The organism is Bartonella sp. AA86SXKL (assembly GCF_042196885.1).
Map to the genome: position 1 here is coordinate 23,609 of NZ_JBHIRE010000001.1, position 16,299 is coordinate 39,907.

Consider the following 16,299-nt stretch of genomic DNA (forward strand, 5'->3'; position numbering starts at 1 on the left):
CTATGCCCAAACAATAACAAAGCAGAAAGCATCTCCTTTATTGATCGCTATTTTCACTGCTCACATAAAAATGAAGGAATATACAAAATATAAAGGATAAGATCCGAAAATGATATTTTTACAAGAATAAACTTTCAAATCTTTTCTATCATATACATCATTTAACTTGATTGAGTTCTTTTGTTAAACGTAAATTTTCTTCTGCTTTTGGTCTTATAAAACGCCCTAAAAAAAGATAAACAACCGGTGTAACATAAAGCGTAAAAATAGTTGCTAAACCTAAGCCACCAACGATAACCCAACCTAAAGCTATACGAGCTTCTGCGCCAGCACCTTTGGCCAAAACCAAAGGAATACCTCCTAAAATGGCACAAATCATTGTCATACAAACTGGACGAAGGCGAATGTTTGCTGCTTCTTCTACGGCTTCACGCACGCTTCTTCCCTGATCGCGTAATTGATCTGCAAATTCAACAATGAGAATACCATTTTTTGCCATAACACCAATTAACAAAATTAATCCAATTTGGCTGTAAATATTAAGACTTACACCACTTAATAGCATAGCAATTACAGCACAACCAATCCCTAATGGGACAGTGGCCATGATAATGAATCCTGAAATAAAGCTTTCAAACTGAGCAGCCAAAATCAATAAAATAATCAAAAAGGCAATGCCAAAAACAATCATAAAATTGGAAGATGTTTCATTAAGCGTTTCGGCTTCCCCTAAAGGAACCAAGTAGGTTCCTTTCGATAACAAAGGAGAAGCAATTTTCTGTACAGTTTGGTAAGCTTCCCCTAAAGCAATATCTGGAGCAAGATTTGCGCTTAAAATAACAGCACTCATGCGTTTTTCCCGTTTTAGTTGGGGAGCAATAGCTTTTTCATGTAAACGCGCAATAACCGATAAAGGAACATATCGATTGTCTTTGGTTTTTAAAAAAATATTTTCTAAATCGCTAGGACTCTTCATAGAATTTGTACGCGATATCAATTTAACATCGTAAGAATGATCATCCACGTTAATGGAACCAATCTTTTTACCATCCAACATTGCTTGTAATGTATCGCCCAAATTCGTGATATCAATCCCTAAATCGGAGGCTTTTTTTCGATTGATTTCAATAAAAAATTGCGGTTGTGTTGCATCAACAGTAAGGCGTGGGCGAATAAAACGCGGATCATCTTGTAAAGCACTAACCAGCTTATCAGCAATGGGTTGTAATGTTGCATAATCATTGCCAAGAATTGCAAATTGCAACCCTTGCCCAGTTCCACTCACACCTAGAGAATTTCCCTGCGCAGCAAACACAAAAACTGCGGGAAACTGTTTAACCTTTGCATTAACATCTTTCACGATTTCTTGCTGACTACGTAAACGTTTATTCCAAGATGAAAGCAATAAAATCAAAAAAGCAGTATTGGGTGAACCTCCAATACCCGCGATAGAGTAACTGTTAGCAATCTCCCCTGCATCACGTAATGGCTGTAGACTTGCTTCAATTTGCTCTACCTGCTCGTTCAAATATTGTGTCGAAATACCTTGTGGTCCATTAATAACCAAAAAGATAAGAGCTCTATCTTCTGCTGGCGTTAATTCCTGTTGCAGTTTCATATAGCCCCCAATACAAAGCCCCCCAAAAATAAGTGAAGCAAAAACAACAGCCCAAGGTTTTTCTAAACACTTATGCAAACTGTACGTATATGCCTTATGAAAAAAAGTACCTAATTTATATAAAAAAGTAAAATAATGATGGGACTTTTCCTCTTTCTCCTCAATATGTTCTTTGAGAAAACGTGAAGCCAACATGGGACAAAGCGTTAAAGCAACAATTGAAGAAAGCAAAATAGAAATTGCCAAAACAAAACCGAATTCTCTAAAAAGTCCTCCAACTTGCCCAGGAAGAAAGGAAATAGGAACAAACACAGCCACTAATGTCAATGTTGTTGCTAAAACAGCAAAAAATACTTCACGTGTTCCTATCACCGCTGCTGCTCTGGAACCTAATCCCATGTTGCGCCACCGAACAATATTCTCAAGAACAACAATGGCATCATCCACAACAAGCCCTGTTGCTAAAACAAGTCCTAAAAATGTGAGAATATTCAATGAAAACCCTACAAGATAAATAGCTGCAATGGTACCAATCAAAGCGACAGGAAGAGATAAAGCAGGTATCAGCGTTACACGAATGTCTCTGAGAAAAAGAAAAATGACCAAGATAACGCTCAAAATAGCAATGACCAAAGCAACTTCAACCTCATGAAGAGCGCTTTTAATAAAAATTGCATCGTCATTAATAACGTCTATATTTACAGAAGAAGGAACAATACTTTTGAGATTATCAACAACGGCTCTCACACCTTCAGAAATATTAAGAGTGTTGGATTGTGCTTTACGCACGATACCTAATCCAATACCTGTCTTTCCATTGATACGAAGAATAACTGTTTCTATATCCGGCGATAAAGTAACATGCGCAACATCACCAAGATGCACATGAGGCTTTAAAACAACTTGTTCAAAAGATTCTGGTGTTGTTAAACGTGCAGTAGCACGTACAACTAAAGTTTGCTTAGAATTGCGTAATGACCCTACTGGCACATCTGTTGTCATATCAGCAAGAACACGTGAAATATCTGCTACAGTTAATCCATAACTTGCAAGTTTTGCTTGATCTATATCAATCTGAAAAATCTTTGTGCGAGCACTATCGACCTGTACATCACCAACACCATCAACAGCAGAAATAGCATCAACAATCTGATCGTTTACAATCGTGGTTAAATCATCAACACTCATTGTTGGTGACGTTACAACCAAATACATCATGGCAGCAGCATTCGAATCTGCTTTAATAATCAAAGGCAAATCCGCATCTTTCGGTAAAGAATAGGTAACACGAGAGAGAGCATCACGAATATCAGATGCAGCAACATTCAAATCAACACCGACATTAAAGTTAATCTTCACACGGGAGCGTCCAAAAGAAGACGTTGAAGAAATCGCCTTAACACCTGAAACACGAGAAACAGCATCTTCTATAATTTTTGTAACTTCACGATCAATTGTTTCCGCCGATGCACCAGAAAACATCGTCACAATCGTTGTTACGGGAGTATCAACATCGGGTAATTCTCTTACATCAACATTTAACCATGCTGCAAATCCTGCAATGATGATCATAGCATTCAAAACAAGAGTAAAAACCGGTCTGCGAATAAATAAGGTAATGAGACCACCTTGCTCCACCTTTGACGTAGGCTGTTTTGTGCTCAATTCTTGGCTCATTGTATATCCGTTCCATAACCTACTGATAATTGCTGTTGAAGAGACTTTGGATCATCAATAGTTACTTTACTTCCTGGATAAAGCATTTGCACCCCTTGAATGACAACTTGATCACCATTTTCTAGGGGAGCTTTCACGAAAACCTGATCCGCTTTATGCTGAATAATTGTTACGGGAATAGACTCTACTTTTCCTTCTCTCACACGCCAAACGAATGATCCTTTACTATTCCATTGAACTGCAAGAGGATTAACGACAGGAAAAGAACCACCATGAAACTGCAAGGAAACAGAAAAGGACATACCAGACATGAGCGTATCTTTTTCATTATTGATTTCAACCTGAACATGAAGTGTGCGACTTTCTGGATCAACGATATTATCAATCGCATAAATATGACCAACAAAAGATCTATCTGGCTGCGCGATTAACGTTGCCGTTACCTCATCTCCTTTATGGATGCGCGACACATATCGTTCAGGGGCCCATATATCGACCAAAATACGTTCTCTATTCTCAATACGGCCTATTACAGTATTAAGGTCCACGTTATTCCCCGCATCAACGGGCAAAATACCAACAACTCCAGGAATCGGTGCTCGAATTGTTCGCCGATCGAGATCTAATTCAGCATTACGCAAAACTAAATTTGCGTTATCCAACTCTAAGCGTGCCATAATTTCTTGAACTTCCGTTGCTGTATTGCTGGCGCGTAATTTAAGAATGCGCGAAAGCGTTAACGCATTGTTATCACGTTGCACTTTTGCTTTTGCAGCCGCTATTTCTTCTTTTTTAGAATCAAGCTTTGCAATCACATCATCGGCTTGTACTTTTGTACCCGCTGATACAAAAAGCTTATCAATAACACCTGAGGATAAAGGGGTAAGCTCGACTTCTGCAAGAGCTTTTCCACTCCCAAGAACGTTAAGTTGTTCATAAAGATCTTGAACTTTTACAAGATCAACGACAACATTTACCGGTGGCCTTCCCATTTTTTCATTTGAAGCTTTATCCGATACTCTTGTTTTATCCACCATAGAAATGGGTTGGTCCGCACTCTTTTTTCCAGCCCAATAGGTAACCGTTAAAACAACGATTAAAAACACCAATGGAAAGCTCTTTTTTAATAACGCCATACATCCGCCCTTGCTGTGCCATCTTCATCTGAAATAGTTTTCAACAGTAATATCGGCGTTTTACACAAAAACCCAACAGCGGGTGTATATATCTTACCCCCACCGCAAAAAACACATCTCATCTCTGCTTGACTATCTTTCATAGATTAAAACGTCAAGTTAACTATCGTTCATATTGCTTTGTATGGTCATGATAAAAAAATGTTCATATCAAAACCAACTGAAGCCATAATATATTATATCTTTTTTTAAAATATCTCATAAAAAAGAGAAATTTTTTTTATTACTATCCAAGTTTCACTTGCATTTCTTTAATGAAACGATTAGGAACCCTTTGTCTTAGACAATGTAAAAAATTGAAATGTATGCACCCGTAGCTCAGCTGGATAGAGCACCAGACTACGAATCTGGGGGTCAGGAGTTCGAATCTCTTCGGGTGCGCCATCATCAACAATATCTTCTTATAAAGTCAGACTTTTTAAATTCTTTATTTTGTGATTTGTTATTTTGTATTTTGTCATTTCATTTTGTTGTGAGTCGTTTCTTTAGCCATTTTGCTAAAATAAGATGTTATGAGTCCTTCAATTCAGCTCTAAGGTGCTTTTATTAGCTTATAATCGTAGCGATTGCATGAGTAGCGTGTGTTGTTGTTTTCTTTTTTCAATCTATGCGCTTGTTTTTGGTCTCTTCCGGATTATACTCTCTACTCAGTTAGGTAATTTTTTACGTGCTTATTTCTAATTATTCCATAACTGGATGCTTCTGGATATTTTATTCCTAGCAGTCCCATCTTAAGAGGGACTTCAGATGTGCCGCCATAAATTCCGGTTTACCACCATGTGAAACTTTTTCAGTGTGTTGTTGGAAAGAATAAATAAACTACTTCTCAAACGTACTACTATGAAACACTTATGGTATCCATTAATATCATCAGCATTTGTTGCAAACCAAAGCTTCTTTTTCCTAAAAAACAATAAAACTCTTCTTGTGCTTCTTTAGCATTATCTCTTGCATGGCATATCATCGATTTCTATGATATCTTAATATTTTTCTGTTCTCTATGAATTTTTCTAATTAATCCATGGGGTACAGATCCCAAACGTTAATAAAAGCTAAGTTTAAAGAATTTTTCCATGCCTAAAACTGATATTGAAATTGCTCGCACTGCTAAAAAGCAACATATTATTGAAATTGCACAAAAAATTGGTATCTCACATGAAAATCTCATTCCCTATGGTCATGATAAAGCTAAAATTTCTTCTGAATACATAAAATCGCTTAATAAAAATCCAGATGGTAAACTTATCCTTCTCACAGCTATCAATCCTACACCTGCCGGAGAAGGCAAAACAACAACAACAGTTGGACTAAGTGATGCTCTTAATCTTATTGGTAAAAAAACAATAGCTACCTTGAGAGAACCATCTTTAGGTCCCTGTTTTGGTGTAAAAGGTGGTGCTGCTGGTGGTGGTTATGCGCAAGTCATTCCAATGGATGACCTTAATTTACATTTTACCGGTGATTTTCATGCTATTACAGCTGCTCATAATCTTCTTGCCGCAATGATAGATAATCATCTTTATTGGGGAAACACTCTAAACATTGATCCACGTCGCATTGTTTGGAAACGCGTTCTTGATATGAATGATCGTGCATTGCGCGATATTGTCATTTCATTGGGGGGCATAACAAATGGTTTTCCACGCCAAACAGGTTTTGATATTACTGTTGCATCAGAAATTATGGCGCTTCTTTGTCTCTCTGAAAATTTAGAAAACCTCACACAAAGACTCAAGAAAATTATTGTTGCTTATCGTTATGATAAAACGCCCATCACCGTTGCTGATCTTAATGCGGAAGGTGCAATGGCAGTTCTTCTAAAAGATGCTATACAACCCAATCTCGTACAGACAATTGAAAATAATCCTGTTCTCGTTCATGGAGGACCTTTTGCCAACATTGCTCATGGTTGCAATTCAATTATAGCAACAAAAACTGCTTTAAAACTTGCTGATTATGTTGTCACAGAAGCAGGTTTTGGAGCAGATCTTGGAGCAGAAAAGTTCTTCAATATCAAATGTAGGCAAGCAGGTATTATACCAAATGCTACAGTGATCGTCGCAACTATTCGTGCATTAAAAATGAACGGTGGTCTGGATAAAAATAACCTGACAGAAGAAAATATTACCGCTTTAGAAAAAGGAGCTGCCAATCTTTTACGACACATAGAAAATATGAAGCACTACGGTATTCCTTGTGTTGTGGCTATCAATCATTTTGACAGCGATAGCGATGCTGAAATAAAAACATTACAAAAAATAGTTGCAACAACTGGACACAAAGCTATTATCTGTAAGCATTGGGAACAAGGTGGAAAAGGCGCTATAGAACTTGCACAAGAACTCGTTACCTTGATTGAAAAGCACGATTCTGATTTTAAAGTTCTCTATCAAGATGATATTCCACTCGTTCAAAAAATTAATTGTATTATAACAAAGCTATACGGTGGACGTGGCGCCATCATCCCAGCCCCTATTCTCAAACAACTTGAAACTTGGGAAAAAGAAGGTTTTGGCGTCTACCCTATTTGTATGGCAAAAACACCTTATTCTTTTTCTTCTGATCCCAAGCAATACGGCGCTCCTGTTGATTTTGAAATTCCCATACGAGAAGTTCGTCTCTGTGCGGGAGCCGGCTTTATTGTTGTCATTTGTGGAGATGTTATGACCATGCCGGGACTACCCCATTATCCCACGGCTGAAAAAATTCATCTTGACGAAAATGATCAAATACAAGGACTTTCATAAATTTATAACCGTAAATTCTATCATTCATTATAAAAAGCGTTTTATTATAAAAAAAATAGAATTTTAAAAAGCGATATAGACAAATGTCTTATTTATATGATATAAGCGTTTGTCCTTTTGGATATGCCTTTAAAAGGACGTAGGTTTTTTCCTATCATTTATGACACTGAAAAAAGCAGGATAGATAGTGCAAGTACTCGTTCGTGATAATAATGTTGACCAAGCGCTCCGTGCGTTGAAAAAAAAGATGCAGCGTGAAGGTATCTTCCGTGAAATGAAAATGCGTACTTATTATGAGAAGCCATCTGAGAAGCGTGCTCGTGAAAAAGCTGAAGCTATTCGTCGTACACGTAAGCTTGCTCGTAAGCGTGCACAAAGAGAAGGTTTTGTTAGTAACGGACGAACTGTTGCGGTAAAGTAATATATTATAATATTATATAATTGCATAAGCAATAGATAGTAAACTACTAGAAAATTTTATCTTCATAGTTGATTGCAATAAATTGCTTATGTGGAGGTTTTTGTGTACAATGTTATCTAATATGTTAGTTATTTGAAAATAATAAGATTTCTATCATAGAGGTGGTTTTTATTTCACTCTTATATTTCAAAAAATAGATAACAAACTACACTTGAGGTATTTAAGCGACTTTTTCCTATGTAAATTGAGTGCGGGGTGTTTTATTATCACTTTTCGCTATAATTTTCTCCTTCTGGATATCTCTTACATCACTGCTTCTTATGTACAAGTTTCATGATGAATTTCTTTTTTGTCATTAAATATTCTACATCTTTCGATCATCCTAGGTCTGATTACAAAACAAAAATAACTATCGCAATATGCGATTGTGTGTAAAATATAATATCAAATTCATAATCCTCTTTCCCTTCAGTTATGTAACGAAACGATATAATTCCATAACTTTTTATATCTCTTGATTCTGTCTCTCTAAAGGATGACGAATTTCAACCACTGCACTATAGATTCTTTTTTCTTGATAAATTTCTTCTATTCATCACTTATGTAATTACCCTCATCAGTGTATCGAATAAGCCTTTCTATTTCATTCAACTTTCTTCTATACTGAGTTAGAGAAAAAAAATTGACAATAAACAGAGAAAACACTGTGTTTTAATATGGATGAATGTGCCTTTTATTACCATTTTTGATGGAAATGTTTTTAAAATTTAAATAACGAGTTAAAGTTTCTCAACACTTTCTCATATTGAATCAATGAAGATTATTTTCTTGTACATCATAAGCGGGATTCGTCCGCAAATAGAATAAAAGCTATTTAAGAAAAAACAAAAAGGCTTCTTATGAATACCATAAATAATAGGAATAGCATAACATTGAAAGCTGGTAAATAGAACGATGAAGCCAGCTTATCTACCATACGGATAAGCATTATCATGGCATAAGATTAGAGTGTAGCAAATTTTATAAATGAATTATCACGAAAAAGTATCCTGTTAGCCCTTCATATATCAATCTACTCTATAAATGTTGCTCATATTTTTACGCTTAAATGTTTTATTTATCGTATTATTTTGTTCATTCAAAACTTCTTTTCAAGCCACACAATAATCCCTTTACTGAACAGCTCTTTGTTCATAATATGCATACATGCACTTTTACTTTGAGAAACAAACTCAGAAAAGAGATGCAATACTTTAGCCCTAATTTCCTGTACAACAACTGCTAAGGCTCCAGTATACTTTACTGTTTTATCACGCCTACAGCTACATAAAAATCTCATGTTTATTTATATCTACCCCCTCATAAACAAGATAAGCACTAAGAAATACAAACCTTTTGTTTTCCTTATTTTGATATTTTTGTAGCAATTTTTTCATCGTTTAGATCTCTTTAACGAGCAATGTGTCATACTTTTTATCAGTTTCCAGTCTTATCTTTCAGATTTTAAATTTCCAATATATGACGAAATAAAGGAGTTCGGTGTGCAAAATTCTCGTTGGTTTCGCGTTTCAATACTCATATCATGTATCTTAATAGCAATAGTCATTGTATTGGGTTCACCTCATTTGTTGCATGCACAAACATTTAATCAAAATTTAGGGCCCAGTGGTTTACCACTTCCGCGATTTGCTTCGATTAAACCCACCAGCGTTAATGTACGCGTCGGACCAGGAAGCAACTATTCTATCATTTTCACCTACAAAAAGAAGGGCTTACCTATTGAAATCATTCAAGAATATGATCAATGGCGCAAAATTCGTGATGCAGAAGGCGATGAGGGATGGGTGTATCAATCGCTTTTATCGGGAAAGCGAACTGCTATAACTATTCCATGGCAAAAAGATAAAACAAAAAGGCTGATGCTACGAAAAAAACCCACCGACAACGCAGAACTTGTGGCGGAAGTAGAACCTAACGTCATTGGTAATATCCTCCAATGTGATGGACAATGGTGCGAACTAAACATTAATAATACACGTGGATGGCTTCAGCAACCCCAGTTATGGGGAATCTATCCTGATGAAAAAGTAAAAGGTTGGTGAATACTCAAACTCAACAAGTTTAATTTTTATTCCTCATTGAATATCCTCACTGCCTATCACAAGATTGATTTTTTGGTTTCAATCGCACGATTAAATCAACATGTGAAATTTCCATACCTTCTGGTGGCTTAGGCAAATTTCTAATAATGGGAGCTTCTTCCAAATTATAAGGAATATCAAGAATACGATTTTCGCCTTCTATATAAAAATGGTAGTGATCAGAGGTATTGGTATCAAACCAAGTTTTTGAGCCTTCTACGGCAATAATCCGTAATAATCCCGCTTCCGTAAATTGATGAAGCGTATTATAAACCGTTGCTAAAGATACAGGTACACCTGCCCTCACCGCTTCCTCATAGAGCTCTTCAGCAGTAATATGACGATTTCCTTGAGAAAAAATCATATGTGCAAGTTCCAACCGCTGACGTGTTGGACGCAGACCATTTTGACGCAAATGTTTTTCTAACATAGAAATGGAATAATATTGCACAATTTTTCCACACTCTTTTGTGAACTGCTGCTCTTCATTCATATCTAAATTGTCTGCACTCACTGACATATTACAAACCCAAATATATTCCTGCTAAATAAGATCAAAATACAAAAAAATGGGAATAGTATGGTGTAATCTTGTATTCCATTTTTAAATAATTACCTATGTAGAATACATAAAAAAAGGCTTTTGTCATTAAAAATGATATAAAATCATTTCCCTCTCTTTAAAATTTGCTCTAAAAGTAGGTTGGGAAAAGCGCAGAAATAGAAATAAAGATATATGCAAATAAATGGAGTAACAATGGCTGAACAAAAGTCTCGCTACACTTATGAAGAGCTTCTAAGCTGCGCTCGCGGCGAAATGTTTGGTAGAGGTAATGCGCAATTGCCAGCACCGCCAATGTTAATGATTCATCGAATCACTCAAATTAGTGAAACTGATGGTAAATACGATAAAGGAATGGTTCGCGCTGAATTTGACATTACACCAGACATGTGGTTCTTTAATTGTCACTTTATAGGCGATCCCGTCATGCCAGGATGTCTCGGACTGGATGGTATGTGGCAATTAACAGGTTTTTTTCTTGGTTGGCTAGGCGAACCAGGCAAAGGAAGAGCAATATCAACAGGTGAAGTAAAGTTATCAGGGATGGTAACTCCACAAACCAAAATTCTTGAATATGAAATAGATTTTAAGCGTATTCGACGTGGAAATTTAGTCTTAGGAATAGCTGATGGGTGGCTAAAAGCAGATGGAGAGACTATTTATAAGGCGAACGATTTACGCGTTGCTTTATTCAAAGAAGATTGAACGTTATTTCCGTCAGAAAGAACTTTTCACTATTCTGTATGGAACGAGGAGGTATGAATGCGTCGAGTTGTTGTAACCGGAATGGGAATTGTCTCCGCAATTGGAAATAACCCTGGAGCTGTTTTAACCAGTTTACGTGAAGCAAAATCCGGAATTTCTTACGCACCTCAATATGCTGAATTAGGCTTTCGTAGCAGAGTTTATGGCAAGCCCGATATTAATATAGAAGAACTCGTAGATCGACGTGCTCTACGTTTTCATGGGCGTGGAACAGCATGGAATCACATCGCCATGGATCAAGCAATTGCTGATGCGGGTCTAGAACCGCATGAAGTGTCGAACGAACACACGGGTATTATTATGGGTTCTGGAGGTGCTTCAACACATTCAATCGTAGAAGCTGCTGACATTACACGCCAAAAAGGTCCAAAACGTGTTGGACCTTTTGTTGTCCCTAAAGCGATGAGTTCTACAGCATCTGCAACATTAGCAACTTTCTTTAAAATAAAGGGGATCAATTATTCAATCTCTTCAGCTTGTGCTACCTCCAATCATTGTATTGGTAATGCTTACGAAATGATTCAATATGGTAAACAGAAGCGCATCTTTGCCGGTGGCTGCGAAGATTTGGATTGGACACTATCTGTTTTATTCGATGCCATGGGCGCTATGTCCAGCAGATATAATGACACCCCTCACAAAGCTTCACGTGCTTATGATGTTAATCGTGATGGTTTTGTCATTGCTGGAGGGGCTGGCGTTTTAGTCCTTGAAGATTTAGAACTTGCTAAAGCACGTGGTGCAAAAATCTACGGAGAAATCGTTGGATACGGTGCGACATCCGATGGACATGATATGGTTGCCCCATCAGGAGAGGGAGCAGAACGATGCATGCGCATGGCTCTTGCAACAGTCAATAATAAAATTGATTATATCAATCCCCATGCGACAGCAACTCCTGTTGGTGATCCTCCTGAGATAGAAGCTATCCGTCGTATCTTTGGAGCAGGTGATCAATGCCCCCCCATTTCCGCTACCAAGTCTCTAACAGGACATTCCTTGGGAGCAGCAGGTGTTCACGAAGCAATTTATACATTGTTAATGATGAATCATAATTTTATTTGTGAAAGTGCCCACATTGAAGAACTTGATCCAGCTTTTGCTGATATGCCAATCGTTCGTGAACGACGTGATCATCAACAACTGAATACCGTATTGTCGAATACTTTTGGCTTTGGCGGTACCAATGCAACGCTTGTTTTCCAACGTTATGTATAAACAAAAGCTCTTAGTAATTGAAAAAAGTACGGTCTTACGGAGAATAATATGAAAGGTTTGATGGAGGGCAAACGCGGCCTTATTATGGGAATTGCGAATGACCATTCAATTGCTTGGGGCATTGCCTGTCAGCTCGCACAAGCAGGAGCGGAATTAGCGTTGACTTATCAAGGAAATGCTTTTGGAAAACGTGTTCATCCCCTAGCAGATAAACTTGGCTGCAAATTAGTGCTAGAGTGTGACGTTGAAAAAAGTGAAAATATTGATTACGTCTTTGAGCAACTTGAAAAAGAATGGAAAACAATTGATTTTATTGTCCATGCCATTGGTTTTTCAGATAAAACTCAGCTAAAAGGGCGTTACGTTGATGTTACAACACGTGAAAACTTTCAACGCACGATGGTTATTTCAGCTTATTCCTTTACTGAAATTGCCCAGCGCGCCGGTAAGCTTATGCCCAATGGAGGAACACTTTTAACTCTTACCTATGGTGCTTCACAGCAAGTTGTGCCTAATTATAACATCATGGGTGTTGCTAAAGCAGCTTTAGAAGCTATGGTACGTTATTTAGCTGCGGACTTTGGTCCTCAAAATATCCGTGTCAATGCGATTTCCGCTGGTCCTGTTAGAACTTTAGCAGGTAATGGTATTGCAGCTGCACGTGCAATATTTTCACATCAACGGCGTAATGCCCCATTACGGCGTACCGTAAATATTCATGAAATTGGAAAATCTGCTCTTTATCTACTCTCTGACTTATCATCAGGTGTTACAGGTGAAATTCATTATGTTGATTCAGGATATAACATCATGTCTATGCCAATACTTGAAGAACTGAAAAAAAGTGACGATTCCCAAGAAGGATAAATTTTATTTCATTGCACTAAAAAATAAAATCAATCATGTGCATAGTGCTTTAATCGGGTATTGAGTACTTTCTCAGCTATATAATAGTGTATTGACTTATAATAATATGACGTAAGGAATATGTGCAAATATTTGTAAGAATAAGTCAATACAAAACCAGATGTACGATGCCCTGTTTCGCAAAATATTTTATAAAAATCCGGAATATTTCTTCAATCCATGGTTGATAAATTTTGTATTTTATGACGTTATTTACCTTACTAAAGCATACGCTTTTGTCGTTGCTTATAAATCAATCCCCAGCCCTCATGCCATCGTAGTTTGAAAAAGAGATTAGAGAATTATTAAAATCCTTAGTTTCAGCTTTTGTGTAGCAAATTGAAAAAAATATTCCTACCGTTTGATTTATTCTTGAAACGCAAATACAATCTAATTTAGGATGAATATGAAGGCGTAAAGAAATCAATCATTAATCTTACTATATTCTTTAATGAAAGCATTTCTTCTAATGTATCAGGTAAAATAGAACGCCCAAAAATACTATAGCGGTTGCTCTTTCATGCATTTTTTTAAAGATATCGCTCAATGCACGCCATTCCATTTCACAATGGTACCTGTAAAACGTATAAAAATCCCTGTGAAGTACATAAAATCCTTTTTTCACCACCATTTTAATGTTTATACAGATGACAAACCGACACCGTCATTTTACTTGCCATGTTCTAATATTGAAACAACACTTGAGATGATTCATTAGAAGTATCTTTAATAATTTTTATCCACATATTAATCTACTTGTGACAAGTAAACGCATATTTTTAATTAATTCAATACAAAAATAAATTATTCATATAAACCAATTTATTATCTTTATAATCAGATTATTCTTTCAGTTTAAATGACAGCCACAAACAAGCACAATAACATTTTTTTCAATCTTAGACTTTCAAAGTTATAATTCCAAAAATCATTTCTTGCATATAAAAAACAGAATTGATATGTGAGAAAATAAAAGGCTTAAATATCTCTACTGAACAGCTTCAAGTACCTAGAGCTGTCTCAACATTGGGGGGTGTAATGATGATCGGCTTCCTCCTTCATAAACGTAAAAATGGGGATGTGCACAATGGCTTTATCGTTACACTATTTACGGTCACCGTCGCGAATTAGACTTGGGAGTTTTAAGAGAGATCTCTTTAAAACAAGCGCGTGAATATATAACAGCAATCGTGTTTTTTTGGGCGTTCTATTTTACCTGACACATCAGGGAAATGCTTTCATTAAAAAATGAGAAAAATAAAGGTGTGAGATAATCTCCATTATTTAAAAGATATTGCTTTAGATAGCGTAAAACTGAATTTAAAAATGATTGTAGAAATGGGAACTAGTTTTCATCTTTAAAATTTCATCTTCTTCCCAAAACAGATTGTCTTCTTGTTTTAAAGAATTACAAAAACAGAGATACACAATATCCCTGCCCCGATATTCTTAGCTTATACGTTATATAAATAAGATGCTTCTACCTAATGAGTCTTGTATTATTCTGTTTGCAAATATCATTGTGAGATGAATTTAAGAGACAATAAAAATATCTTGTTCATTACATTACACAAACATGTGTAAGTGGAAACGGATAATTTATCTTCAAAGAGATAGCTCTTAGACAAAAGCAAAAACTTTTATATTTCAGCCATGTTTCATAAAGAATCGAATGATATAAATCTATAATTTGCTGGAATATGACTGCCTTATACAACCATCAATACAATCTATTTTATATGTCTATCATAGCATGTTTCTATTTTTTATGATTTGAATTATTAAAAAACAGGATATTATTGTATTTCGTCCTTGAGGGCGCGGCTTAATAATGTGTTTGCTGCTTCAGTTATGTTTTTACCACAATAGAGAATTTGATAAATTTGTTCTACAATGGGCATTTCTACCCCAATACGCTGCGCCAACGTATGTACTTCCTTGGTATTCAAGTATCCTTCCACAACCTGACCAATTTGTTTTTCCGCTTCTTTTATATCTATTCCTTTACCAAGAAGTATTCCAAAACGACGATTACGTGACTGATTATCAGTACATGTCAAAACCAGATCACCTAAGCCTGTCATTCCCATAAATGTGGAAAGCTCAGCACCCATAGCCCCCCCTAAACGACTGATTTCAGCTAGTCCTCGTGTGATAAGAGCTATTCGTGCATTTGCCCCAAAACCTATGCCATCTGATATTCCTGCACCAATAGCAATAACATTTTTGACTGCTCCCCCTAATTGAACACCAATCATATCTGAACTTTTATAAACTCTAAAACTTTTGTCACAATGAAAAAGTTGCTGCAATTCTTTACCAAACTCAACATCAGAAGCTGCTATCGTCATTGCAGTAGGCCAACCAATAGCTAGTTCTTGAGCAAAAGTTGGTCCAGAAAAAACAGCTAAAGGAATTTTTTCACCTAAAATCTCACGAGCAACCTCTTGTAAGAAACGTCCGGTACCATGTTCTAAACCTTTTGTCGCCCAAATAACGCGTGAATGCTGATCTAAATAAGGCTGAATATTATACAAAACTTGATGAAATACATGGCTTGGAACAGCGATTAATATATTGTGACTTGCTATTATAGCAGTTTCAAGCGAAGCTTCAAGTAATAAATTGTCAGGAAATCGAATATCGGGTAAATATACTTGATTACAACGTTGTTCCTGTAATTCTTTGATATGTTGAGGACTATATCCCCAAAGTAAAACATTATGACCATTACGGGCAAGAGCTATCGCTAATGCAGTACCAAAAGAACCAGCACCTATAACTGTCATTGCAACGGTTTTCATTAAATTTTCTGATTATTCTCTAAATTTTTGATTTCAATTACATATTATTATTACAAATAATTTTAATGCTATCTTTAATATAAATTCTTTAAATCTAAAAATATTACTGCTTCGTAGCTTTTTTATCTCACACAATATAAAAACTTGTTTCGCACATTCTCTTTCTTTGTAGTAAATTTTACAAACATAACTTTTTGTATATTCTACAAATAGCTATTTGTCTCAAAAATTAAAGATTGACTAA

General features: G+C 36.2%; 10 protein-coding genes and 1 tRNA gene. 7 read left to right on the forward strand and 4 right to left on the reverse strand.

Annotated features, from left to right (window positions below):
* Positions 1-157: 157 nt before the first annotated feature.
* Together ACFIO5_RS00095 and ACFIO5_RS00100 are read right to left on the reverse strand one after the other, a co-directional pair.
* On the reverse strand, positions 158-3,295 hold the full coding sequence (locus ACFIO5_RS00095) for an efflux RND transporter permease subunit (RefSeq protein WP_375633708.1): 3,138 nt from the start codon (positions 3,293-3,295) through the stop codon (positions 158-160).
* Positions 3,292-4,431, reverse strand: a complete 1,140-nt coding sequence (locus ACFIO5_RS00100) for an efflux RND transporter periplasmic adaptor subunit (protein ID WP_375633707.1) — start codon at positions 4,429-4,431, stop codon at positions 3,292-3,294. The genes ACFIO5_RS00095 and ACFIO5_RS00100 overlap by 4 nt, the downstream gene beginning before the upstream one ends.
* 367 nt (positions 4,432-4,798) lie before the next feature.
* Here ACFIO5_RS00100 and ACFIO5_RS00105 point away from each other — a divergent pair.
* The 4 genes from ACFIO5_RS00105 (at position 4,799) to ACFIO5_RS00120 (ending at position 9,761) form a co-directional block, all read left to right on the forward strand.
* A tRNA-Arg gene (locus ACFIO5_RS00105) sits at positions 4,799-4,875 on the forward strand.
* 689 nt (positions 4,876-5,564) lie between these two features.
* A complete protein-coding gene (locus tag ACFIO5_RS00110) occupies positions 5,565-7,238 on the forward strand; it encodes a formate--tetrahydrofolate ligase (RefSeq protein WP_375705039.1) in 1,674 nt (557 codons plus the stop codon).
* Between the two features lie 187 nt (positions 7,239-7,425).
* A complete protein-coding gene (gene rpsU, locus ACFIO5_RS00115; RefSeq protein WP_375617550.1) occupies positions 7,426-7,659 on the forward strand; it encodes a 30S ribosomal protein S21 in 234 nt (77 codons plus the stop codon).
* Positions 7,660-9,200: 1,541 nt separating this feature from the next.
* Complete coding sequence (locus ACFIO5_RS00120) at positions 9,201-9,761, forward strand: SH3 domain-containing protein (RefSeq protein WP_375697327.1); 561 nt, start codon at positions 9,201-9,203, stop codon at positions 9,759-9,761.
* Between the two features lie 46 nt (positions 9,762-9,807).
* On the opposite strand, the gene irrA is transcribed toward ACFIO5_RS00120, so the two are convergent.
* Entirely contained in the window at positions 9,808-10,320 is a 513-nt protein-coding gene (gene irrA / locus ACFIO5_RS00125) for an iron response transcriptional regulator IrrA (RefSeq protein WP_375612837.1), read from the reverse strand.
* Positions 10,321-10,557: 237 nt separating this feature from the next.
* Here irrA and fabA point away from each other — a divergent pair, with 237 nt between their 5' ends.
* Genes fabA through fabI form a run of 3 tightly spaced genes read left to right on the forward strand, consistent with a single transcriptional unit; the run spans position 10,558 to position 13,212 of the window.
* Positions 10,558-11,067, forward strand: coding sequence for a 3-hydroxyacyl-[acyl-carrier-protein] dehydratase FabA (gene fabA, locus ACFIO5_RS00130; RefSeq protein WP_273722474.1), 510 nt, complete (start codon positions 10,558-10,560; stop codon positions 11,065-11,067).
* A 57-nt stretch (positions 11,068-11,124) separates the two neighbouring features.
* Positions 11,125-12,345 carry a beta-ketoacyl-ACP synthase I gene (gene fabB / locus ACFIO5_RS00135; protein ID WP_375633704.1) on the forward strand — a complete coding sequence of 407 codons (1,221 nt, stop codon included), beginning with the start codon at positions 11,125-11,127 and terminating at the stop codon, positions 12,343-12,345.
* A gap of 48 nt (positions 12,346-12,393) precedes the next feature.
* Positions 12,394-13,212, forward strand: a complete 819-nt coding sequence (gene fabI / locus ACFIO5_RS00140) for an enoyl-ACP reductase FabI (protein ID WP_375634021.1) — start codon at positions 12,394-12,396, stop codon at positions 13,210-13,212.
* Positions 13,213-15,047: 1,835 nt separating this feature from the next.
* Here the strand turns inward: fabI and gpsA are convergent.
* Complete coding sequence (gpsA, locus tag ACFIO5_RS00145) at positions 15,048-16,055, reverse strand: NAD(P)H-dependent glycerol-3-phosphate dehydrogenase (RefSeq protein WP_375634019.1); 1,008 nt, start codon at positions 16,053-16,055, stop codon at positions 15,048-15,050.
* Between the last annotated feature and the right edge of the window lie 244 nt (positions 16,056-16,299).

What these genes read in the sequence shown, in the direction of transcription:
- ACFIO5_RS00095 (WP_375633708.1), bottom strand. Translation starts at nt 3,295, where the DNA reads ATGAGCCAAGAATTGAGCACAAAACAGCCTACGTCAAAGGTGGAGCAA.
- ACFIO5_RS00100 (WP_375633707.1), bottom strand. Translation starts at nt 4,431, where the DNA reads ATGGCGTTATTAAAAAAGAGCTTTCCATTGGTGTTTTTAATCGTTGTT.
- ACFIO5_RS00110 (WP_375705039.1), top strand. Translation starts at nt 5,565, where the DNA reads ATGCCTAAAACTGATATTGAAATTGCTCGCACTGCTAAAAAGCAACAT.
- irrA (WP_375612837.1), bottom strand. Translation starts at nt 10,320, where the DNA reads ATGTCAGTGAGTGCAGACAATTTAGATATGAATGAAGAGCAGCAGTTC.
- fabA (WP_273722474.1), top strand. Translation starts at nt 10,558, where the DNA reads ATGGCTGAACAAAAGTCTCGCTACACTTATGAAGAGCTTCTAAGCTGC.
- fabB (WP_375633704.1), top strand. Translation starts at nt 11,125, where the DNA reads ATGCGTCGAGTTGTTGTAACCGGAATGGGAATTGTCTCCGCAATTGGA.
- fabI (WP_375634021.1), top strand. Translation starts at nt 12,394, where the DNA reads ATGAAAGGTTTGATGGAGGGCAAACGCGGCCTTATTATGGGAATTGCG.
- gpsA (WP_375634019.1), bottom strand. Translation starts at nt 16,055, where the DNA reads ATGAAAACCGTTGCAATGACAGTTATAGGTGCTGGTTCTTTTGGTACT.